General features: G+C 34.8%; 23 protein-coding genes. 18 read left to right on the top strand and 5 right to left on the bottom strand.

The window, feature by feature from the left end; translation table 11 throughout:
- The first annotated feature begins 1 nt into the window (after position 1).
- The 8 genes from E7Z81_RS09950 (at position 2) to E7Z81_RS09985 (ending at position 8,167) form a co-directional block, all read left to right on the top strand.
- Positions 2-1,099, top strand: coding sequence for a glycosyltransferase (locus tag E7Z81_RS09950; protein WP_292747191.1), 1,098 nt, complete (start codon positions 2-4; stop codon positions 1,097-1,099).
- A 61-nt stretch (positions 1,100-1,160) separates the two neighbouring features.
- Positions 1,161-2,483 (top strand): UDP-glucose/GDP-mannose dehydrogenase family protein, encoded by a 1,323-nt coding sequence (locus tag E7Z81_RS09955; RefSeq protein WP_292747194.1) that lies wholly within the window; start codon positions 1,161-1,163, stop codon positions 2,481-2,483.
- Position 2,484: 1 nt separating this feature from the next.
- On the top strand, positions 2,485-3,774 hold the full coding sequence (locus tag E7Z81_RS09960; protein WP_292747197.1) for a glycosyltransferase: 1,290 nt from the start codon (positions 2,485-2,487) through the stop codon (positions 3,772-3,774).
- A 186-nt stretch (positions 3,775-3,960) separates the two neighbouring features.
- The gene (locus E7Z81_RS09965) at positions 3,961-4,785 is read left to right on the top strand and encodes an amino acid ABC transporter substrate-binding protein (RefSeq protein ID WP_292747200.1); all 825 of its coding nucleotides are present in this window, start codon (positions 3,961-3,963) and stop codon (positions 4,783-4,785) included.
- Between the two features lie 31 nt (positions 4,786-4,816).
- Entirely contained in the window at positions 4,817-5,467 is a 651-nt protein-coding gene (locus tag E7Z81_RS09970; RefSeq protein WP_292747203.1) for an amino acid ABC transporter permease, read from the top strand.
- A 12-nt stretch (positions 5,468-5,479) separates the two neighbouring features.
- Complete coding sequence (locus tag E7Z81_RS09975; RefSeq protein WP_292747206.1) at positions 5,480-6,163, top strand: amino acid ABC transporter ATP-binding protein; 684 nt, start codon at positions 5,480-5,482, stop codon at positions 6,161-6,163.
- Positions 6,164-6,429: 266 nt separating this feature from the next.
- The gene (locus E7Z81_RS09980; RefSeq protein WP_292747209.1) at positions 6,430-7,101 is read left to right on the top strand and encodes a zinc ribbon domain-containing protein; all 672 of its coding nucleotides are present in this window, start codon (positions 6,430-6,432) and stop codon (positions 7,099-7,101) included.
- A 97-nt stretch (positions 7,102-7,198) separates the two neighbouring features.
- Positions 7,199-8,167 (top strand): glycosyltransferase family 2 protein, encoded by a 969-nt coding sequence (locus E7Z81_RS09985; protein ID WP_292747211.1) that lies wholly within the window; start codon positions 7,199-7,201, stop codon positions 8,165-8,167.
- Here E7Z81_RS09985 and E7Z81_RS09990 read toward each other — a convergent pair.
- Positions 8,157-9,029, bottom strand: a complete 873-nt coding sequence (locus E7Z81_RS09990; RefSeq protein ID WP_292747215.1) for a hypothetical protein — start codon at positions 9,027-9,029, stop codon at positions 8,157-8,159. The two genes, E7Z81_RS09985 and E7Z81_RS09990, sit on opposite strands and share 11 nt — an antisense overlap.
- Before the next feature lie 36 nt (positions 9,030-9,065).
- Here E7Z81_RS09990 and E7Z81_RS09995 point away from each other — a divergent pair, with 36 nt between their 5' ends.
- Positions 9,066-9,644: a flavin reductase family protein gene (locus E7Z81_RS09995; RefSeq protein ID WP_292747218.1), complete on the top strand. Its 579-nt coding sequence runs from the start codon at positions 9,066-9,068 to the stop codon at positions 9,642-9,644.
- Positions 9,645-9,647: 3 nt separating this feature from the next.
- On the opposite strand, the gene E7Z81_RS10000 is transcribed toward E7Z81_RS09995, so the two are convergent.
- Positions 9,648-9,932, bottom strand: a complete 285-nt coding sequence (locus E7Z81_RS10000; protein WP_292747221.1) for a hypothetical protein — start codon at positions 9,930-9,932, stop codon at positions 9,648-9,650.
- Positions 9,933-10,063: 131 nt separating this feature from the next.
- On the opposite strand from E7Z81_RS10000, the gene E7Z81_RS10005 reads away from it, so the two are divergent.
- From E7Z81_RS10005 to E7Z81_RS10020, 4 genes are all read left to right on the top strand, one after another.
- The gene (locus E7Z81_RS10005; protein WP_292747224.1) at positions 10,064-10,537 is read left to right on the top strand and encodes a MarR family winged helix-turn-helix transcriptional regulator; all 474 of its coding nucleotides are present in this window, start codon (positions 10,064-10,066) and stop codon (positions 10,535-10,537) included.
- Complete coding sequence (locus tag E7Z81_RS10010; RefSeq protein ID WP_292747227.1) at positions 10,530-11,921, top strand: MATE family efflux transporter; 1,392 nt, start codon at positions 10,530-10,532, stop codon at positions 11,919-11,921. The genes E7Z81_RS10005 and E7Z81_RS10010 overlap by 8 nt, the downstream gene beginning before the upstream one ends.
- 199 nt (positions 11,922-12,120) lie before the next feature.
- On the top strand, positions 12,121-13,572 hold the full coding sequence (locus E7Z81_RS10015) for a hypothetical protein (RefSeq protein ID WP_292747229.1): 1,452 nt from the start codon (positions 12,121-12,123) through the stop codon (positions 13,570-13,572).
- Between the two features lie 71 nt (positions 13,573-13,643).
- Positions 13,644-14,096, top strand: coding sequence for a hypothetical protein (locus E7Z81_RS10020; RefSeq protein WP_292747232.1), 453 nt, complete (start codon positions 13,644-13,646; stop codon positions 14,094-14,096).
- A 40-nt stretch (positions 14,097-14,136) separates the two neighbouring features.
- Here E7Z81_RS10020 and E7Z81_RS10025 read toward each other — a convergent pair whose 3' ends face one another.
- Positions 14,137-15,183: a LicD family protein gene (locus tag E7Z81_RS10025; protein ID WP_292747235.1), complete on the bottom strand. Its 1,047-nt coding sequence runs from the start codon at positions 15,181-15,183 to the stop codon at positions 14,137-14,139.
- Positions 15,184-15,495: 312 nt separating this feature from the next.
- Between E7Z81_RS10025 and E7Z81_RS10030 the strand changes: the two genes are divergently transcribed.
- From E7Z81_RS10030 to E7Z81_RS10045, 4 genes are read left to right on the top strand one after another with little or no spacing between them, the layout of a single operon-like run.
- The gene (locus tag E7Z81_RS10030) at positions 15,496-16,281 is read left to right on the top strand and encodes a GNAT family N-acetyltransferase (protein WP_292747237.1); all 786 of its coding nucleotides are present in this window, start codon (positions 15,496-15,498) and stop codon (positions 16,279-16,281) included.
- Positions 16,282-16,331: 50 nt separating this feature from the next.
- A complete protein-coding gene (locus tag E7Z81_RS10035; protein ID WP_292747240.1) occupies positions 16,332-17,072 on the top strand; it encodes an aspartate/glutamate racemase family protein in 741 nt (246 codons plus the stop codon).
- Positions 17,073-17,077: 5 nt separating this feature from the next.
- Positions 17,078-18,892: an aminotransferase class I/II-fold pyridoxal phosphate-dependent enzyme gene (locus E7Z81_RS10040; protein WP_292747243.1), complete on the top strand. Its 1,815-nt coding sequence runs from the start codon at positions 17,078-17,080 to the stop codon at positions 18,890-18,892.
- Positions 18,893-18,905: 13 nt separating this feature from the next.
- Positions 18,906-19,913, top strand: coding sequence for a LicD family protein (locus E7Z81_RS10045; protein WP_292747246.1), 1,008 nt, complete (start codon positions 18,906-18,908; stop codon positions 19,911-19,913).
- Between the two features lie 260 nt (positions 19,914-20,173).
- On the opposite strand, the gene E7Z81_RS10050 is transcribed toward E7Z81_RS10045, so the two are convergent.
- Positions 20,174-21,202, bottom strand: a complete 1,029-nt coding sequence (locus E7Z81_RS10050) for an NADH-dependent flavin oxidoreductase (protein ID WP_292747249.1) — start codon at positions 21,200-21,202, stop codon at positions 20,174-20,176.
- Between the two features lie 83 nt (positions 21,203-21,285).
- On the opposite strand from E7Z81_RS10050, the gene E7Z81_RS10055 reads away from it, so the two are divergent.
- Positions 21,286-21,720, top strand: a complete 435-nt coding sequence (locus E7Z81_RS10055) for a hypothetical protein (protein ID WP_292747252.1) — start codon at positions 21,286-21,288, stop codon at positions 21,718-21,720.
- 48 nt (positions 21,721-21,768) lie between these two features.
- Here E7Z81_RS10055 and E7Z81_RS10060 read toward each other — a convergent pair.
- Positions 21,769-22,731, bottom strand: a 963-nt coding sequence (locus E7Z81_RS10060) for a hypothetical protein (protein WP_292747255.1), incomplete at its 5' end; no start/stop codon positions are given.

Raw genomic sequence — 22,731 nt, forward strand, 5'->3', positions numbered from 1 at the left:
CATGTCTTTTAAACCTAAAGTATCAGTAATAATGCCTTCACTTAATGTGGGCGAATATATAGAACAATGTATAGAAAGTGTCGCAAATCAGACTCTGGAAGATATTGAAATCATCTGTATCGATGCAGGCTCAACAGACGGCACACTTGAAATCCTTAAGGAATATGAAAAAAAGGATTCAAGGATAAAGCTTTTGGATTCGGATAAAAAGAGCTATGGATATCAGATGAACATGGCAATTTCACATGCTGAAGGAGAATATATCGGAATTGTTGAAACCGATGACTATATATCAAAGGACATGTTTGAAAAGCTCTATGATCTTTCAAAAGGCGAAATTGATGTGGTAAAGAGTAATTTCTATCACGTTGAGGAGTCAGGAAAAATAAGAAAGGATACCGGTAAAAGGAATCATGTGGCTGAAAAAAAGACATTCACCATTGAGGATTTCCCGGCAATCATCAAGGCTCATCCGTCAATATGGGCCGGAATATACAGAAGGGAATTTCTTTTAAATAATGATATCAGATTCATTGAGGAACCCGGCGGAGGATGGGTTGACAATCCGTTTTTTTATGAAACCGCATTCGGCGCCGAATCAATCATATACACGGATGAGGCTTATTATTATTACAGGGAGTTCAATCCCGCATCATCATCAAACAATCTCTCAGATTATACAATACCTATTAAAAGAATGCTTGACAACCTTGATGTCGTCAATCGCTACAGCAAAAAATCAGACGGCATTCTCAAGATGGTGTATATGAGGGCCTTCGCATATCTCCGAAACATCCAGAGAAGAGAGTTTTTCACAGAAAACCTTGAAGAGGTCAGGCCTCTTTTACATGAAATGATGCTTAGGATGGACGGGGATTACATAAATGCACACTCAGACATTGCAGATAAGATGGAGTACTACAGGTACCTTTCACCTTTACGACTTTCAAGTGAATTTTCAGACAGTGAATATGAAAATTTATTAAAAGAGAATGATTTTTTATATGAACGTATAGCAAAACTTGAAAAAGCCAATAAAAAACTTAAAGATGGAAATAAACAGCCATCTATTAAAAACAAATTAAAAAAGTTATTTTAGTTAAACTTTTTAATTAAAAAAAACATAATTTAATTATTAAATTAAAAATTTTTGGGATATTATGAATATTACTGTTATCGGAACCGGTTATGTAGGACTTGTTACAGGTGCCTGCTTTTCCAAGATGGGAAACAAGGTATACTGTGTGGATATTGTTGAAGAGAAAATTGAAGGTTTGAAAAACAACATCATGCCTATTTTTGAACCTAATCTGGAGACACTTGTTAAAACCAGTCAGGAAAAGGGTGATTTGATATTCACCACCAACATCAAAGAAGCATTGGATGACACCAACATGATTTTCATTGCAGTTGGAACTCCAATGGCTGAAGACGGAAGTGCAAACCTGGATTATATTTTCTCTGCAGCTTCAGATATTGCAAACAATATTACAAAGGATTCAATTGTGGTCATAAAGTCAACAGTTCCTGTGGGAACAGGTTTCCAGGTAAGAGACCATATCAACAGTATTTTATCTCAAAAGGGTTCTGATGTTGAAATAAAAATTGCTTCCAATCCGGAGTTTTTAAAGGAAGGTCATGCAATCGAGGACTGCCTGCATCCTGACCGTATCGTTATCGGTGCAGAAGAAGATGAAGTCTTTGAAACCATGAGAGATTTATACTCACCGTTTGTTTTAAACCATGACCGGTTTGTTATGATGGACATCAAATCATCTGAAATGACCAAATACGTTGCAAACGCAATGCTTGCAACAAAGATATCATTCATGAACGAGATAGCAAACATCTGTGAGGTTACCGGTGCAAATGTCCAGAACGTGCGTAAAGGAATCGGATCAGATAAAAGAATTGGTTATGACTTCATATATGCAGGATGCGGATATGGGGGAAGCTGTTTTCCTAAAGACGTTCAGGCACTTATCAATACTGCACAGGTTCACGGATACGAACCTAAAATACTCTCCACAGTAGAGGGAGTAAACAAAAAACAGAAAACAGTTCTCTTTAAAAAGGTCATTGACAGGTTCGGAGAAGACCTCACAGGAAAGACATTCGCAATATGGGGACTTGCATTCAAGCCTGGAACCGATGACGTAAGGGAAGCCACATCACTTGTGGTTGCATCACACCTCATAGACCACGGAGCAAAAATCAGGGCATACGATTCACAGGCAACAGAAGAGTTCAAAAAGGCAATCGATGACAAGTACCTTGATTCAATTGAATTTGCAGACCTCAGATATGACGCACTTGATTCATGTGATGCACTTATACTGATTACAGAATGGAAGGAATTCAGAAACCCTGACTTTGATATTCTCGCAGAAAAGCTCAATCATAAGGTAATATTCGACGGAAGAAATATCTACGACAAAAAGATACAGAATTTAGGATTTGAATTATATCAGATAGGATGTTAATATGGCTCTAGTATCAGTAATTATCCCTACATACAATGTGGAAGACTATATAGGCGAATGTTTGGACAGCATATGTAATCAGACCTTGAACGATATTGAAATCATCTGCATTGATGACGGATCTGACGATTCCACTTTAGATAAGTTAAATGAATATGCATCTAAAGATGACAGAATCAAAGTGATATCACAGGAAAATAAGGGTCCTTCTTCTGCACGTAATGCAGGTTTGGACAATGCTTTAGGGAAATATATCTATTTCATGGATTCAGACGATTATCTTGAACTGAATGCTCTTGAAAAGTTAACTGATATTGCTGAAGAAAATTCACTGGACCTAATTATATTCAAACTGATCAATTTTGATGATGGCAGCGAAGAAAAGTATGAGACAAGATACTATAATATAGAAGCATTAAGCGATTTGAAAAATACTGTATTTTCATATAAGGACATTCCTGATAAAATATTTCATATCGCAGTATCACCGCCGGGCAAATTATTTAAAAGGGATCTCATTAAGGATATACGCTTTATTGAAGGTGTGATATTTGAAGACAATATCTTCTTCATTGAAGCACTGTTCAATTCCACAAGATTATATTTCTATGATGAATATCTCTACAACAGACGTGTCAGGCCGGGGTCTCTTATGACCTCCAAAAAGAATTTTGCAGACTACATTTTTGTTTCAAACAGGCTTATAGACATAACCAAGGAAAATGGCATGTTTGATGCATGCAAGGCTTCACTTTTTGACAAGATTATCATCAACAACTATTCAAGATTCAGCCAAAGTCAGGGTGAAAGCAAACTTGAATACTTTGACAAGCTCAAAAAGGATTTCCTTGCCAAAAAAGAGGAATATGCAGATGACAATGTATTTGAAATAATCCCGTCAAGACCTAGGGAAATATTTAACAGCTGCATAGAGTCTGAAAATGCAAGGGAGTTTGACCTGTCAGTTAAACTTATAGATAGTGAAATCCTACTCCAAAGAACAGAAGATGCACTTGAGACTAAAAAAGATCAGTTCAGAAATTACAAAGAGGTAACAAAAGCCCAACTCAGGTCTCTCAGACATGATAAAAACCAGCTTATCAACAATTCTAAAAGACTGTCAGCCAAAGTCAATGAGCTGTCCTATGAACAAAAGCTTCTTGTTAAGGAGAACAAAACCTACAAGCAGGAAAATAGGCATCTCACAAAGGTCAACAAGGAACTTATGAGTTCAACAAGCTGGAAAGTTACAAAACCGTTGAGGCTTGCCGGAAGGGTAGCCAAAAAATAGCTTAACTTTTTTTATCCATTTACCTTCCGCACCTGATTAAATTTTATATATTTACTATTTTTTTTACATTAATTATTACTTTTGTTTATATTTCCAAAGACATATGATTAAATTAATATATGTAAAAATAAAAAATAAATATTGTAGAAAAATTCTACATTGTTATAACAATTTTGGTGTTTAAAAATGAATAAAAAGATAGGTTTTATTTTAGCTTTAGTCCTCGTATCTTTAATGATGCTAGGTTCTGTAAGCGCTGGTTTATTTGATTTTATGGGTGGAAATTCAAATCAGACCGCTAACGATGAGAATACCTTCATTGTAGGTTTTGACGCAGAATTCCCTCCATACGGATATAAAGACGATAATGGAAGCTATGTTGGTTTCGATTTAGATTTAGCAAAAGAAGTTTGTGAAAGAAACAACTGGACATTTAAAGCACAACCAATCGATTGGGATGCAAAAGATGCTGAATTAGAATCAGGATCTATCGACTGTATCTGGAACGGTTTCACCATTGACGGCAGGGAAAACGATTACCTCTGGTCCAACCCATACTTTGACAACAAACAAATATTTGTTGTAAAATCAGACTCAGGAATCAAATCCATTGCTGATTTAAAAGGTAAAACTGTAGAAACACAAAAAGATTCATCTGCATTAGCAGCTCTCCAGGGCGACAATAAAACTATTGCAGACACTTTCGCTACATTAACTGAAGTTGCTGACTATAACACCGCATTCATGGACCTCGAATCAGGTGCATGTGACGCAGTTGCTATGGATATTGGTGTAGCAGAATATGATATCGACCAAAAAAATAATACCGATGCATTTTCCATCCTGGATGAATCCATCACTACCGAAAAATACGGTATTGGATTCAAAAAAGGTAACACCGATTTAAAAGACACAGTACAAAAAACTTTAGATGAAATGTTTAAAGACGGTACTGTTTTAAAAATCGCAGAAAAATACGGTATTTCCGAAGATGCTTTAATCCAAGGTTAAATAAATTAGTTTAGAGGGGAGAATTAGTTATATGATATTAAGTACAGTAATTGAACAATTACTAGGAGGTATGGTTACCTCAATTGAGATATTTCTATTAACTCTCTTATTCTCTCTTCCTTTAGGTTTGGTTATTGCCGGAGGAAGAATGAGTAAGTTTGCGCCGCTCAGGTGGCTCATGAAGATATATATTTCAATCATGAGAGGTACTCCATTGATGTTGCAGTTAATTGTAGTATTTTTCGCACCGTACTATGTATTCGGAATCAATCTTTCAGCGGATTACAGGTTCATAGCCGTAATCATAGCATTTACAATCAACTATGCTGCATATTTCGCTGAAATCTACAGAGGAGGAATTGAATCAATTAACAGCGGACAGTATGAAGCGGCTCAGGTATTGGGTTACAGTAAAATAGAAACATTCTTCATAATAATCATGCCACAGGTATTTAAGGTCATTCTTCCTTCAGTAACTAATGAAGTGATTACTCTTGTAAAAGATACTTCCTTATCATTTGTAATTGCAATTCCGGAAATGTTTACAGTTGCTAAACAGATTGCAGCTGCAGACGCATCTATATCTGCACTTCTCGTAGCAGGTATTTTCTACTACATATTCAACATTGTCGTTGCATTTGTAATGGAACATCTAGAAAACAGAATGAATTATTATGAATAGGGGGAGTATTAAATGAGTTTACTTGAAATCAAAAATCTTAAAAAAAGCTTTGGTGACAATGTGGTTTTAAAGGATATTTCCCTAAGTGTTGATAAAGGGGAAGTATTGGCCATTATCGGACCTTCCGGTTCAGGTAAATCCACACTGCTTCGATGCATTACCGATTTAGAAGAGGAAGACAGCGGAGAAATAAACTTTGAGGGAACTTTCGGACTTGTATTCCAGAATTTCAATCTGTTCCCGCACCATTCCGTAATGAAAAACATTACCAATGCACCTATACGTGTACAGAAAAGAGACAAGAAAGAAGTGTTTGAGCATGCGCGCAAACTGTTATCTCAAATGGGTCTTGAAGACAAGGAAGACGCTTATCCTTGTGAGCTTTCAGGAGGTCAGCAGCAGAGGGTTTCAATTGCAAGGGCTCTTGCGATGAATCCGGACATACTGTTTTTTGACGAACCTACCTCAGCACTGGATCCTGAACTGACAGGTGAGATTTTAAATGTAATTAAGGATTTGGCTGCTCAGAACATGACAATGGTCATTGTAACTCACGAAATGGCCTTTGCACGTAATGTTGCAGATACAATCATCTTCATGGACGGTGGAGTGATTGTTGAAGAAGGAACTCCAGAAGAGGTATTTTCATCCGACAACCCGAGGATGAAGGATTTCCTTGGAAAATTCTACGATTAAATTTTTACAATTTAATCAACTATTTTTTTATTTATTTTAATTGCATCAATGACTGATTATTTTAATAGTGTTTTACCCAAATTATAAAATAATCATTTGTTCTTTTTATATTTTTGATTTTTATCACATAGCTTAAAAATGTTTTTTCTCTCACCTACATTTCACTGACAATTTTTATCATTTTCGATAATTTTTCATAAAATATATAAAATATTGTTACTATAATAGTATTAATTAAAGATTAAAATGCTAATAGGTGTTGATATATGAAATGTCCAAATTGTGAAAGTGAAAATTCAGATACTGCAAAATTCTGCAAAAAATGCGGTACTGCATTGAATGCGGAAACAGGTCCCAACAGTCATGAGACCCTGGTAAAGTCCATGAACGAACAGAAATCATCCAACAACAATACTAAAATAATAATTATAGCATTGGCCATTGTTGCAGTTGTTCTGGCAGGTGCATTCGTATACATGTTTACAGCCGGAGACTCAGCAAGCAATTCAGCCAACAATGTCAACTCAGCATCAAATAACGCATCACAGGTTGATACTGACGATGCCAACAGTGACAAAGCTGTCTCTGCATCCAAACCGGCGCAGTCTGCGAAATCTTCCATGAAGATACAGGGAGGTAGTTTCTCCACAGGAAGTGCGGATGCGGACAAGACTTATGCGCAGATATATGTAGGTACAGAACATTCAGGTGAAAGCGTTATCGTTCAGATATTCTATTCAAGAGACGGAAACAGCTTAAACAATGGTAATATGGTGCCTGCTAATGTACATTCAGACGGTTATCTCTACATTACCAGTGCTGATGCATATCTGTACTATCCGGATTATGCTACAATCAAATTATATGATTCAAACAGTAATCTTTTAGATACCCAAAGTGTTTCACTCACACCAACAAGTGGAACCCAGTACTTCTAAAATCATATAATTTTCTTTTTCTTTTTTTAAACTCAAAAGTTTATATAATAATAACAAAATAAAATAATCATGTTTTTAATATTTAAAAGGAATTAATATGAAAGTTTCTGTAATAATGCCTGTTTTCAATGAGGAGAAATATGTCAGAAAAGCCATTGAAAGCGTTCTGGGTCAAACTCTTGATGATTTTGAACTGATTGTTGTAAATGACGGGTCATGCGACAGCACCCTGGACATCATCAGACAGTTCACCGATTCAAGAATCAAGTTGATCAACCAGGACAATCAGGGTCCCGGCGCTTCCAGAAACAATGCATTGAGACATGCCCGTGGAGAATATATCATGTTTCTGGATGGTGATGACTGGTACTGTCCCGATGCCATCGAAACGGCATACAGTGAAGCCAAAAGCAGAGATACCGACATTTCAATCTTTCAGATTATCAAGTATGACGGCAAGTATTCCAAAAATGACTGGTTCAACCTTGACAATTTCGACGAAACCTTTGAAGATAGGGTTTTCAATCCCCATGACAGCGGAGATTTCCTATTTGATATATCTGTAAGTGCTTCTCAAAAGATATTTCGAAGGGACTTTTTAGAAAGGATAGATGCAAGATTTCCTGAGGGCATATTTTTTGAGGACATGCCGTTCTTCTTTTATACCTATCTTAAAGCGGAAAGGGTTTCCATTATCAAAAAGCATCTTTATGTGAGACGAAAGCATGAGGGGTCAACTACCGAACATGTCGGCGGGAAGTTTCTTGATACAGTTCCGGCAGGCCAAATTCTGATGGACATTTTCATTGAAAACGGATGGTATGATATGTATAAGTTTGACCTTATTGCATTCAAGATAAACGGTCCCCGCTATGCCCTGATGGCAATCGATGAAGAATATAAAAAGCCCCTCTACACTCTGATTAAGGAAGACTATGAAAAAATAAAAGCCACACCATATTATGGGGACTATCTTGAAAATCTGGGTCCTGTAAAAAGGAAGTTTTTCACAGACATCATAGCTTCAGGGAACTATGATGACTTTTTAAGACTGTCTAAAAAATAACTTCATTCCAGATGAAATCTTTGCCGGCCAGACTGGTGATAAGTATTGATGCTGTGCTTATTAAAGCAAATATTGCTGTGACCTCTATTGGTGTGAATGAAATGAATCCTAAAAGCAGTACTAATTCTGCAATATAAAACACTCTTTTTGAATGACTTACTTTAACATAGCTCAATATTCCTAAAAGCACCGGAGTCAATATTATTGCTAAAATAAAGAGTATTGACATTTCAAGGCTTACCATTCCATATATCGGCTTATTTAACAATCCCATAAAGAGATACATTTCAAGGACTGTGAGGAAAAATCCCTGCACTCCTCCGCAGATTGCCTGGGACAGGGTATGTTTTTTCAAAAGCACCCTTGACCATATAACCATAGGATAAAGAATTCCAAAAAGTGAACCGACTGGTCCGAGAAGCAGTATCAGTGCTGCAACAGGACCGCTCAGACCGGTTGTGTGGACACTTATTTTCCACTGTGTAGTAAACAGTAAAACAACACCGGTGTTTACTGAATAGCACAGAAGAAGCAGTGTTAGGAAATTGTCCAGATTTAAAAATATGCATATGAGAAATCCTATAAAATAGCTTACAATTCCTACAATCAGAGGCATATAGCGGTCGCTTCTGTTTGATATGTCCCTGTCAGTGTTCAACTTTTTTGCCCAGAACAGTATGATGGCCAGAGGTAAAAGGGAAGAAAAAACAAGTGAAATCAATTCCAGGACAATGAATTTTGAAACATCAAAGCTTCCGTTTTCAAATGACAGAACTGCACATATGATTAAAAATAAAGGTATTGTTATAATCGGCGGATTTGTTATTGTTGAAATTGATTTAGCTATCTTTAACCTGTTCATATAATTATATATACTATTTTTCAGTTAATAAGTATTATGAAAGTTAATTTAAAACCACGTTCAATGATGTATCCTTCACCTGCCGTTGTTGCAACCGCCTATGACAGTGAAGGCAAAGCCGATGCATGCACACTGGCATTCGCTGCAATGTGCTCCCACAGGCCTCCGGCAGTGATGATAGCGATAAACTCCACTTTAAAAAGAAAAACATTGAAAAGCATTCTTGAGACAAAAGAGTTCTGCATAGGTTTTCCAAGCGCCGAACATGCTGCACAAACAGATTATATGGGAATATTTTCAGGTTATGACACTGACAAGATTGATGATGTGGGATTCACCCATAAGAAAGCAGAAATGGTTAACGCTCCTGTTATAAATGAGTTTAAAGTTTCAGTTGAATGCAGGGTGATGCATGTTTCAGAAGTGGGAAGCCACACCCAGATTACCGGTGAGGTAGTAAATATCCAGGCCGATGAGGATATTTTAAATAATAAAGGCAAGGTTGATTTTGAAAAACTTGATCCGTTGGCATATGATGATGTTGGATATGACTATTACCGGATGGGTGAAAAAATAGCTGATGCTTTTAAAATCGGATTAAAATATAAAAAATAGGGTTTATGATGGGATTTGTTTGAAAATCAAATCATAAACTCCGTCTGTAAATTTATTTAGATATTTGGTTACAATATCTCTTGAAAGAATTATTGTAACAGCTAAAATGAGCAGTGTTATGCATATGCAGTATGCCTTCAGATGATGTTGGAAAATACTTTTAAAGGGACCTTCCAAAGATATCCTGAAGTAGCAGTGCAGCAGATGAATAATTTTGTTTAAATTAGTGTCAAGTATTATATTAATATAGCTTAAATTATTGTAAAGTGGCCGACAATATTGTTGCAACTGCAATTGTTGTCAGTGCAACATTTATATATGATGACAAATTAATAATAAGTTAGAAATCATTTTTTACACATTTATTCAAATTACGATAATGAAAATTTAATGATTTTATAATTTTAAGTAAAGATAATATGACACTTGAAGAATTTAAGAAAATCGATTCTTCAATGCTTCCGGTTGGAAAACTGATACCCATGATTGCAAGGAGTCAGACAATATACATCAACAACAACCTTGCATCACTGGAAATTAACGCCACACAGCTTCATCTGATGTTTGAGATATCACACCAGAACCATATCAATCAGGAAAAAATATCACAAAGATGCAACATCAACAAGGGTTCAGTTGCAAGATCAATAAAGAAACTGGAAGATAAAGGATTGATTATAAGAGAGATAGATGAAAACAATCGTCGTCAAAACAAGATTTCACTGACAGAACACGGAGAAAAAACCCTAAAAAAAGCAATTGAGATTCTAGACAATTGGGAAGAGAAAGTATTTGACAGTGAATACATTGAAATGGACGTATTGCAGAAGGTATTGAAAAAGATGGCCATTAAAGCCATAGAGCTAAACAAAAAAGGGGAGAAAAATGAGTAAAACTAAAAGCAAAAACATTGAAATGATTACAGGAGACCCTAAAAAGGCAATCATCAAGCTTGCACTTCCTATGATGCTTTCGATGTTACTAATCATGATGTACAATATTGCAGACAGTATATGGGTAGCCGGTCTAGGTGCCGACGCACTTGCTGCAATAGGATTTATCACACCACTGTTTATGGTGCTTGTCGGACTTGGAAACGGAATAGGAGCAGGTGCAAACTCTCTCATTGCAAGGTCAATCGGTGCTAATAACTATGACGGAGCAAACAATGCGGCACTGCATGCAATCGTTTTGTCAGTAATCGTTTCAGTAATATTTACAATAATCATTGAAGTGTTTATGGTTCCTATCCTTCAGTTCATGGGTGCCGGAAGCACAATTCAGTATGCGATGGCCTACAGCTACATCATATTCGGATTCCTGTTCATATTCGTATATTCAGGTGTGGCATCAGCAATATTCAGATCAGAAGGTGACATGAGACGTGCAACAATAGCTATTGCAGTTACAGCAGTACTCAACATTATACTTGACCCTATTTTCATATATATTCTCAACCTCGGAATAGCAGGTGCTGCATGGGCAACAATCGTCTCAGCTGTAATGTCATGTCTTGTAATGAGCTACTGGATTTGGGGTAAAAAAGACCTGTACCTTGACTTATCCCCTAAAAATTTCTCATATTCATCAAAAATTATGATTGACACATTGCAGGTTGCAATTCCTTCAACACTGGAAAACATCGTATTTTCAGCTTTGGCAATTATCATCAATTCCATGCTTGTTATGGCCGCTGACACAACAGCGGTTGCAGTATATACTGCATCAATGAGAATTGTACAGCTAGCTATGATTCCGCTTATAGGATTTGGAACAGCAGTGCTTACAGTTGCAGGAGTGGCATTCGGTGCGCACAACTACAAAAACCTTCAGACTGCACATTCCTATTCAATTAAAATAGGATTTGCAGTATCCATAATATTGGGAGCTATAATGTTTATATTCTCAACACAAATTGCTACAATGTTTTCATACACTGAAGCAAGCGCATCCCTTTCACCGCAGATTGCAACTGCAATATCAGTACTGAGCCTCTTTGTTCTTGCAATTCCTCACGGAATGATGTCATCCATGATGTTTCAGGGTGTCGGAAAAGGAACATATTCACTGCTGATTACACTTTTAAGGTCCCTGATTTTAGAAAGTGTATTTGCATATCTGTTCTGTTTCATATTCGGATGGGGACTTACAGGAATCTATGCAGGTGTGGTATTCGGCTGTTTTGTAGGAGGAACCGTCGGATACATCTGGGCGAAATTCTTCATCAGAAAATTCAAACAGATTTCAATCAAAAAATATGCGCCACAGGCGGAATAATAATGCAAGAATGCCATGGCTTCTTTTAGTCATGGCCAAATTGCAAATTTTTGATAAAACCATTTTTTAATTAAAAGCATACTTATTTTAAAAAGTTTTTTTTGGGTTTACAAATTCCTTTTATTATAACAAGAGTTTAATGGACAAAATTTATTAATTATTAAACATTAAACTATTAATAATGTTTTAGGTGCATTTTATGAAGGAAAAATCCGTTGATGAATTAATCATTTCATACTTGTTTCCACCATCCAAGGATATTGCAGGAATGATATTGGCAAAGAGATTTATGGTTGAAAAGAAGCCTTTTGATGTTATCCAGGCTAACATAAAAAGTGAAAATGATTTTGAATTTAAAAAACTAGTTGATGAATACATCAATGAACAAATCCTAATTGACAGCAACTGCAATCCTAATTTTCCAAAATGCATCTTCCCATTTATTGATAAATCTATGGAAATCCTGGATAAAAGAGATACCTATAAGAAAATAAATACAATAGTTTGGAAAATTGCCAACAATTTTTTGGCTCTGGAATACAAGCTCAAACATCCTGAAGTATACTGGGCCGCTGAATTTTCAGATCCACTATTATTCGGCATCTACAATCAGAGATTGGATAATGATAAAAATAAAAACATAAATGATATGGAATATCTCAGTAAAATCAATGAGGCAATTAGTCAACTCAACAAAACTGAGAATACGGATTTTCCCATTATTGAAGACAATACCAATGTTCATTTTTTAGTTGAATACTTAACATATCTTTTTGCTGATGAAATAATTTTTACAAATAAAAATCAGATGGATATGATGTTAAATCAGTTTCCTGTTGATGTGAAATCTTTTGTTGAGGATAAATCCGTAATTAAACCTCACCCTACCCTTCCTGAGGAATATTATCATGTCATAAATTCTGATGATGATTTTGATTCATCCAAAATCAATATCGGATATTTTGGAAATATCTACAGCAAAAGGCATTTTGAAATAGTTTATAATGCCTTTGAAATCTTAAATCATAAGCATAAAGATAAGCTGGAGTTTCACTTTTATGTATATGAAAAGGATTTCGTTTTACAGTTAACCGAAGGGCTTGAAATCTCAAATAATCTTCATATAAAAGATGCCGTTGATTTTCTCGAATTTTTGAATTTGACTACAAAACTTGATGTGCTCATCGTCAATGATTTGATTACTTCTGACTGCTTTGATGCAAACCCGTATCTTCCTTCAAAAATTTCGGATTATGCCGGTTCCGGAAGTGACATATGGGCAATCTGTGAGAAGGGAAGTACACTTAGCAGGTGTGACGTCAAATACAGGTCATACATTCACGATTTGAAATCAAATGTTGATACGTTGGCTGAAATACTGAAAGACCACTCATATGATGATGATTTTTCGGTTTCTGACAGCTATGAATATTATATGCAGAAAAGACTGACTCGATTAAATGTACTCATTGATACGGAACACAAAAAAGCAGAGAAAGCAAAGAATGATGTTAAAAAATTTAAAAAGGCAAATTCAAAATTAAAAAAGGACAATTCCAACATTAAACAGGAAAATGAAGAAATATTGTCTTCAAATAGCTGGAAACTAACTAAATCATTTAGAAAAGTAGGCAGTATAATAAAAAAGTAATTTAATCGGATTGCTGTGATGAGAAAGATTAAGTCAATCATCTTTTATACTTTTTTTAACATAGTATATCTATGGAATTCATACTTAACAACAAGAGATATTCTATAATCAACCATGAGCTTTACATCAACTATCTGATGGTTGACAGCTATTTCAGGGACAATCATTCCAAATACGACTATGACATCAGCTTTGATTTCATTACACCTATTCTTGAAAAGGACAAGGTTGAATTTGATGACATTCTTGAAGGTACTGCAGTTCTTGAGGAGCTGATTGAAAAAGAGGAAATCAATTTCATAGCCAACGGCGTCAGTATTGATGAACATGTAAACGGTAATTTCAGGATAACTTATCAGGATTTGGAATTCGTTAATGTTAAGGTTGGGGAAGCCATCCCGTTGCTGATTGCACTTAACTCACTTCTCACATACAGGCCAATTGTCACACTGGCACAGATTAAAGAGGAGCTTGACTATTTTCTTGAAAAATTCAGAAGTTATGAAAATGATGATGGAATGTAATTATAATTTTAAAAAAATAAAATATTGAAGTTTAATGAACTCAATATGTTTCATTTACTTCTTTTAGTCTTTTTAGAGACCTTTCGAAAATCTCGTCATTATTAATATTGTATCTGAGCTTGTTTACCCTGCTGTGTGCATGGACTGTTTTTGGAACTGACATGTAATCCCCGTAGATTGTCTTTAAGTGATGGTCATAGTCATGAGGCACAGGAAATACCTTATCTCCGAATTTTGTCTCTTTCAATGGGAACAGCTTGTCGTCTTCTAAAAGCATCAGGTCATATAGGTTATATGGGCCGCATGCCCCTTCAACTCCAGGCAATATATATTTCTGTCTGTCGAAGGTCAAATCAAGCTTGTCATAGACTATTTTAAGCCTTTTATCTTCATCCATTTCATCATAGATGTTTTGGAAGAGTTCCTTTTTGGTTAAAAAGTAATGGCGCTGATATTCCTCACTAGTTATATCAGGTTTTGTTTTTATGTAGTCATATGGGAAAACATCTATGCCTGCAAGGATAGGGTAATCTCCATTTGGAAGATAATCCCTTAAAAAAATCAAAAGAAAACTTCCGATTATTTCTCCTTTGAACTTGCGCTGCTTGTATTGGAGCTTGATGATGTCATCGATTTTGTGTTTTTTGACTTCTTCGTGGATAATCTTGTCAAACTTGAGGTAGTCTTCCCTCATCATTCCTATATCAGTATCATCATCCCATGGGATGAAGTAGTTATGGCGTATTCCTCCCAGAAGAGTTCCGTAGTCAAGCCACCAGTTAAGGTCGTTTGCCTTGCAGATGTTGTTTACGAACTCAAGAAGTTCAGTGCAGAGAAGATGAATGTTTTTTAGAATTCCTATTGATTCATGCTTGTAGTCCAAAAAAAGCACGTTAAACAAATCGTTTGTGGAGTCCATGTACTTTTTTTGAAGTTCCATTTCATCACGCAGCTGCTGAATTTCTTTTTTTAAATCATTGCTAACCTGGTTTTTATTGTTTTTGTTAGGTAAAATATATTTTTCATACTGTTCCTTGTAAAACCTGTAGCTGTTACTTTTATTTAAAAAATAATTTTTAATTCCCATATAATCACGAATAAAATATTTAAATATAGTATAATTTTTAAAAATAATAAAATAAATAGTTTTTGACAGAAAATAAGTTTATTCAATAAATCTGTTAATCAATAACAGTGTATTTTCAGTTGAACCATCATCAGCTCAAAATCAGTAAATGATTGAGATAATACGCTTTAAATTGCTTCTTTGATATAATTATCCTCATTGAAAACCGGAAAACAGATATTTTCCTTATAACTACTAATTTTAATATTTATCTGAATTGAGGCATTGATTTTCAATTTAAATATTTATATTAGATAAATCTAATTAATATTAATGATTATTCAATGCAATAAAGATAATATAAGCCAAGTTTTCGAATATATCGGTGATGATTATGAGAAATGCTTATACCTGTATATAGATCTTGTAAAATATGGAATTGAAAATGAAAACTTTAACATTTGGATACAGTATAGTGACAATGAAATAGTCTGTCTGGTTTCCCAATATTATACAGGAATGCAGATATACAGTAAAGATTATGATTTGGATGCTTTGGAACTTATGGATTTTTTAACTGAAAAAGACCCTGATGTAATTTCCGGAATGGAAAAAAGCATGCTGAAGATAAAAGATGCGTTCAGCGAATATCATGAAACCATAGGTTTCGTTGGAAGATTGAAAAACTTAACTTATCCTCCAAATCCAAATGCCTATTCCGCAGAAGATGATGAAATCGAAGAAATAGCACGATTGGTCAGTCAGGATGAAAACATAGGAAAACATTACGGATTTGAATCAATATATAAACAGTTTTGCGATAGAAGAGAGGACGGTTTCGGACGCAATTTTCTTGACAGGGATGAAAACGGAGAAATAATATGTCATGTCGCCACATCTGCCGAACTTCCGGAATTGGCAGTAATCGGAAGCGTAATCACTTCACCCAAATATCGCTCAAAAGGTTATTCCAAGAAAAATTTATCTGCATTATGCAAACAATTGCTTTTAGAAGGTAAAAATGTTTTTTCATATTTTAATTACCCTCCATCAGTTAAAATGCATTTGGGTGTTGGATTTGAAAAAATAGGCCATTGGGTTAAATTTAAAAGACCGTAAAAACATAAAATATAACATATTTTAAAAACAATAAAACAGAGGATTATTCTATGAACTCCAATACTTGGGAAAACAGGAAAGAAAATGAAGTTATTGGAATTGTTGGCGGGTTTGGCTCTTATGCAACATTGAATTTTTTTAAACGGATTTTAGATTCTTATCCTGCTGAAAAAGAATGGGACAGACCAAGAATATTAATAGACAATTACTGTACATTGCCCAGCAGAGTAAGAGGAATACTATATGGAGAAAATGTTGATAAAATAATAGATGGCCTCTCCCATTCCGTAAACAGTTTAATCAATGCCGGTGCAACAAAGATTATCATTTCATGCAATACTGCACATTACTTTCTAGATGACGTATATCTCAAAGTCCCTAAATGCAAAGGAATAATCATAAACATTATAGAAGAGCTGGCTATTTATCTGAACAAACATGAAGTGTCTGAAATAAGTTTAATAGCTACAGAAGGAACCCTTGAATCAGAATTATATCAGAAAACATTTGATGAATACAACATCAAAATCAATGCTCCCGACAGAAATGATTTTTCAAAAATGTCAGAACTAATAGAAGTGGTAAAGCAGAATAAGCCTATAGATTCCCAGGTAAAATCCCAGTTCATTGATTTGCTTAAAAAACAAAAAAACAAATCAGTTATTTTGGGATGCACAGAGTTTCCGGTGATCTATAATGAAGTTAAACAGGATTTGGAAAAACTGGACATTACCATATATGATCCTTTAGAGATTGCTATTTTAAAAATCAAAGATAAAAATCAATTGTGATAATTATGGATGCAGTAATATTGGCCGCCGGAATGGGCAGGCGTTTAAAAAGCTTAACTAAAGACAAAACTAAATGCATGTTAACAGTGAATGACGTTACATTAATTGAAAGAATGCTGAAACAATTGGACAGGCTCGGCCTGAATAAAATTATAATAATTGTAGGATATCAGTCCGATAAATTAATCGATTTCACATCTCATTTGAATATAAAAACCAAAATCGAATATGTCTTCAATGACATCTACGATAAGACAAATAACATCTATTCACTCTTTTTAGCAAAACATTATCTTGAAAATTCAGACTGTCTGATATTGGAAGCGGACCTGATATTTGAAGACGGCATTCTGGAAGATTTAATCAATGATTCCAATCCAAATCTTGCATTGGTCGACAAGTTTGAATCATGGATGGACGGAACAGTCGTGACAATTGATGAAAATAACACTATCCTCAATTTCTATGCGAAAAATCAGTTTTCATTCAAAGACATAAAAGATTACTACAAGACAGTCAATATCTATAAATTTTCACAGGAATTTTCAAAACATTACTATGTTCCTTTCCTTGAAGCATATATCAAATCATTAGGTTACAATGCATACTATGAACAAGTATTAAAAATCATCACTAATTTAAATGAAACCGACATGAAAATCAAAAAGCTCACAGGCGAAAAATGGTATGAAATAGATAATGTACAGGATTTAGATATAGCAAGGTCAATATTTGCCAAGGAAGATGAAAAAGTTGATTTGATATCCAAAAGGCATGGAGGATACTGGAGATATTCTGCATTAACAGATTATACAAACTTTTCCAATCCTTATTTTCCTCCAAAGACATTAATATCAGAAATGAAATTCAACTTTGAGGAATTGCTTAAAAGCCGTCCCTCACATATTGACGTGAATACATTGCTGGTTTGCAAATATTTCAATATAACTCCCGAAGAGATATGCATCGCAAACGGCATTCATGAAACAGTCAAATATCTAACAGAATATTATCTAAATGATGATTTTAAAATAGGGCTAATGGATGATGAATTTAACAGTTATGTGCCTGAAAAAAATCGTGTAATATATAATGGCTTTAAAGACGATTACAAATATGATTCAAATGACATCATAAGCTATTTCGGCAATGAAAATATAAGCATGCTCATATTAGCCAATCCCGATAATATTTCAGGAAATTACATTTTCGAACGTGACATGAAAAAACTAATAAATTGGGCTGATGAAAACAATATTCTTCTGGTTATTGACGGGTCTTATATTGATTTTGTCGATGCCGAGCATAATTCCTCATTTTTGACTCAGGAAAATTTAGACAAATATGCCAACCTGATTATGATGGAAGACATATCCTGTTCCTACGGAATATCCGGTTTGAGCCTATGCGTTTTGGCATCTCAAAATGCAGACCTGATCAGGCATATTAAACAGAATCTGCCTAAAAACAATATTGATTCCTTCAGCGAATTCTATCTGCAGATATTTGAAAAGTATAACTTTGAATATGAAATGAGTCTTGTTAAGTTCAAGAATTCCAGAAAGCAATTCATTGAATCACTGAATAAACTTGAAAACATTTCAGTTATCACTTCACAGTCATGCTTCATAATATGTGAAGTTTCAGGTAAATCAAATAGCAGGGAACTGTCAAAAATTCTTTTAAATGATTATAATATTCTTGTTAAAGACTTATCACTCAGTGAACCTTTCAAAGGTAAATCTTTAATGAAGATAATGATAGGAAATGATGATGAAAATAATGAACTCATTAATAAATTAGCTAAAATCTTAAATTAAATTAGGTGTACTTATGTTCTTTAAAAGAGATTCACAAAAAGATGAATTGAAAAATGAAATAGAAGAGTTAAAAAAAGAAATAGCAAGCTGTAAAAAAGAAATAAAAAGTTCCAAAAAGCAGATTTCCAGATTAAAATCAATGCGAAAAAATGACGAAAAAATTTTTGAAACTCATCATGACTATTTCACAACATTATTTTTGGATTATGAATTAAAACCTAAAGGAATATTGAAAGATATGCAGGAATTATCTCAGGAAATTCTGGATTTTGAGGTAAATGTATGCAATAAACACGACTTGACATACTGGATATCAGCAGGAACCCTTCTGGGTGCACATAGACATAAGGGTTTTATCCCCTGGGATGATGATATGGATATGGGACTGATTAGAAAGGATTATATTAAATTATGTGAAGTTACACCTGATGAAATAAAAAATAACAATGCAGAGGATTTTTTCACATTCAGGGTTCATCCGATGGTAAGGGAAAACTTTGTATTCCCATTCACCAGATTGGAATGTGTAACTGAAAATAAAGACTTTTTAGCAGGAATTGATATTACTCCATATGAATATTCCAAAACCAATGAATTTGAACTTAAGGAATTTAGAGATTTTAGAGATGAATTCTTTATAAGATTATCCGGTGGTGAAAACATAGAGACTATCGTGGATGATATGTATGAAAGGTTTAATCTGGATTATGACAGCGGTGATTATATCATCAAAAATCCGACATATATCAGGCATGCGAGACATTATAATAAGGAAGTTGCCTGTTGGGATATTGATAGATTCCTACCCGTAGGAAAAATAGAATTCAACGGAAAAAAATATAATTGCCCTAGAGATCCGGGTTATTTTCTTGTAGCTGATTATGATGATTTCATGCAAATCCCTAAAATTCTAATAGACCAGCATTATAGTGTAAATAAGTTAAGAAGAATTGAAAATATTGATGAGATTTATAAAGATGTGATTGAAAAAGTAAAAGAATGCAATGAAAACTTTGAATAATTAATCTTTTAACTTATTATAAGCAGTTTTCCCTATCGACCTGCGGATTATAGAATCCGGAGAATTCCTGCACAGTAATGTTAAAATTTAGTAATTTCTTAAATTATTTAATACCAAATAAAATATAGGATTAATAATATTGTGAAAGAAATGTAGATGGAACATGATTAAAAATCATATTAAAATAAGATATTCATTTAAATTAAAGAAAAAGTAAATTAAAATAAAAGTTAATGTAAAAAGTATGATTTTACTTAACACTATTTTACATTTAATTTAGGTGTTCTGTATATGAAACAGGTAGCTGTTTTTTTCCAGTAACAGTTGTTGCATGTTCTGCACTTAACCTCACCGTCTCCCTCAATCTGCCAGTCAACAAGGAAACTCGGGTCAGCAACGAAAGGCCTTTGCATGGAAATGAAATCAACCTTGGTTTTGTTTAATATGTTATTAATCTGTCTTTGGGTCTTGACTCCACCACCCATAATGACTGGAATATCCACATTGTCAATAATTCTGCTTGAATCCATAGCCAGCAACTTTTTTTCATAATTCTCGCTTGAAAAATACTGTGGTGAACGTGGACGGGTAATCTGAAGTGAATCAGCACCATGCTTTTCGAGAAGTTTTGCAATCTCTATTGTTTCATCAAGTGTCATTCCTCCCTTTTGAATATCAAAGGCGTTCAATCTGCAGTTGATATGCAGGCCAGTGTTCTGCTTGATGACCTTAATCATCTCAAGAACAATTCTCAAACGGTTTAATGTATTGCCCCCATACTTGTCGGTTCTCTTGTTGAAGTACGGATTGATGAATCTTGACAAAAAGTAATAGTTTCCCAAAGCTATTTGAATACCGTCAAAGCCGGCGTAATCCAATTTCTGAGCTGCAATAATATAATCGGTCTGGATCTTTCTTATATCATCAATGGAGATATCCTCGACACTCATATTCTGCTGTGCCTTTTTGTTGAACTGTACAAAACCGACCTGTGCAAAAATAGGAACGTCATATACATGGACCATGTCAGTCAGGTCCTTTGCTTCACGTACAAAACGTGTGTAGTTCATTGTCTGGGAATATTTGGAAAAAACATCACGGGGATAAAGTGAATAGAGCTCTGTTATGATTAAACCGACACCGCTTGCTGCAATATTTTCATAACGGTTGTATATTTCAGGAGTAAGGTTTCCCTGCTGTTCCCTTTCGGACTCCCACAGTCCTGTTCTTACAATTCTACTGTTTAACTTAAATTCACCGAAATCAACATTATCAAACAAATCTTTCATAATTAATATAATAGTTCTTTGAATATAAATAGCTTTTATATAATGAATTATAAAATATCAAATAACAAATGGGGGTTAGAGAAATGAAGAAATATCTTGCGGTAATCCTGATTGCAATAATAGCTATCGTCGCCATTATAAGCGTATACTCACAGACAGAAACACAGCCTTCAAATGAAACAACACTGAGCGTATATATGGACTCATCAAATGTCAGCAACCTTGCAGATAACATCAAAACCCATTCCATATTTTCAGGCTATGACAATGAAACACTGACATGGCTTGAATCACTGAATCCGGATTATACGGTCCTATCTAACAATGACACATATGTCGTGATGAGCGAATCTGACGCTTCAAAAATTCCAATGGAATTTGCAACAGACGTGTCAATAACATGCACATTCAAGTGTAATGTTTTGGAAAAAAGGTCACTTGGAAACGGTCTGAAAGATATTCTATACGTTGACAATGTAGAATACCTTACACAAAATATAACATACTTTGATGTTTAAAAAAAAATAAAAAAAGGTTAGGAAAGTTAATTTCCTAATCTAAACTTCTTATAATATCATTAAGATACTAATGATTAAAACTGCAAACAAAGCAAGAAAGCTATTTTCTGAATTATTAGCCAATTCTATATTTTTATTTACATCCAATTTTCCATTAGTTTTACTGGTGTTTTGATCATCACCTGAACTTGGCAAATCGCTTAATGCATTTGCGTAATCAAAATCATCACTTAAAGGATTGTAGTTTTGATATTGATTTCCTGATGCATCTTCCATCAATGGACAGTAATATGCTGCAGTAGCGATATATAAACCGTGTGAACAGGATGATATTTCCCCTTCAAAGTACTCTTCAGTTTCATTATCGTCTGTAAAGTTGTCTTCTGAGGAATATGTATCATTGGAATAATTGCCTGCACTGTTATATGCGGTTTCTTTAGCAGTAGTGTAATAAATATGATATTTTATTGTATAATTTTTATAGAATGTATCATAGTAATCATGTAATACTTTCCAATCTTCTTTACTAATGCCGTATTGACCGCCTTCACCTGAGAAATCCTCACCTTCGTAGTCTTCCCAGTCTTCATCGTCCAGGTCATCTTCGTCGTCGTAGTCTTCCCAGTCTTCATCATCTAGGTCGTCCTCGTCGTCGTAGTCTTCCCAGTCTTCATCATCCAGGTCATCTTCGTCGTCGTAGTCTTCCCAGTCTTCATCATCCAGGTCATCTTCGTCGTCGTAGTCTTCCCAGTCTTCATCGTCCAGGTCATCTTCGTCGTCGTAGTCTTCCCAGTCTTCATCATCCAGGTCATCTTCGTCGTCGTAGTCTTCCCAGTCTTCATCGTCCAGGTCATCTTCGTCGTCGTAGTCTTCCCAGTCTTCATCATCTAAGTCGTCCTCGTCGTCGTAGTCTTCCCAGTCTTCATCATCTAGGTCATCTTCGTCGTCGTAGTCTTCCCAGTCTTCATCATCTAAGTCGTCCTCGTCGTCGTAGTCTTCCCAGTCTTCATC

This window comes from Methanobrevibacter sp. (assembly GCF_015062935.1).
In the GTDB taxonomy this organism is placed as follows: domain Archaea; phylum Methanobacteriota; class Methanobacteria; order Methanobacteriales; family Methanobacteriaceae; genus Methanocatella.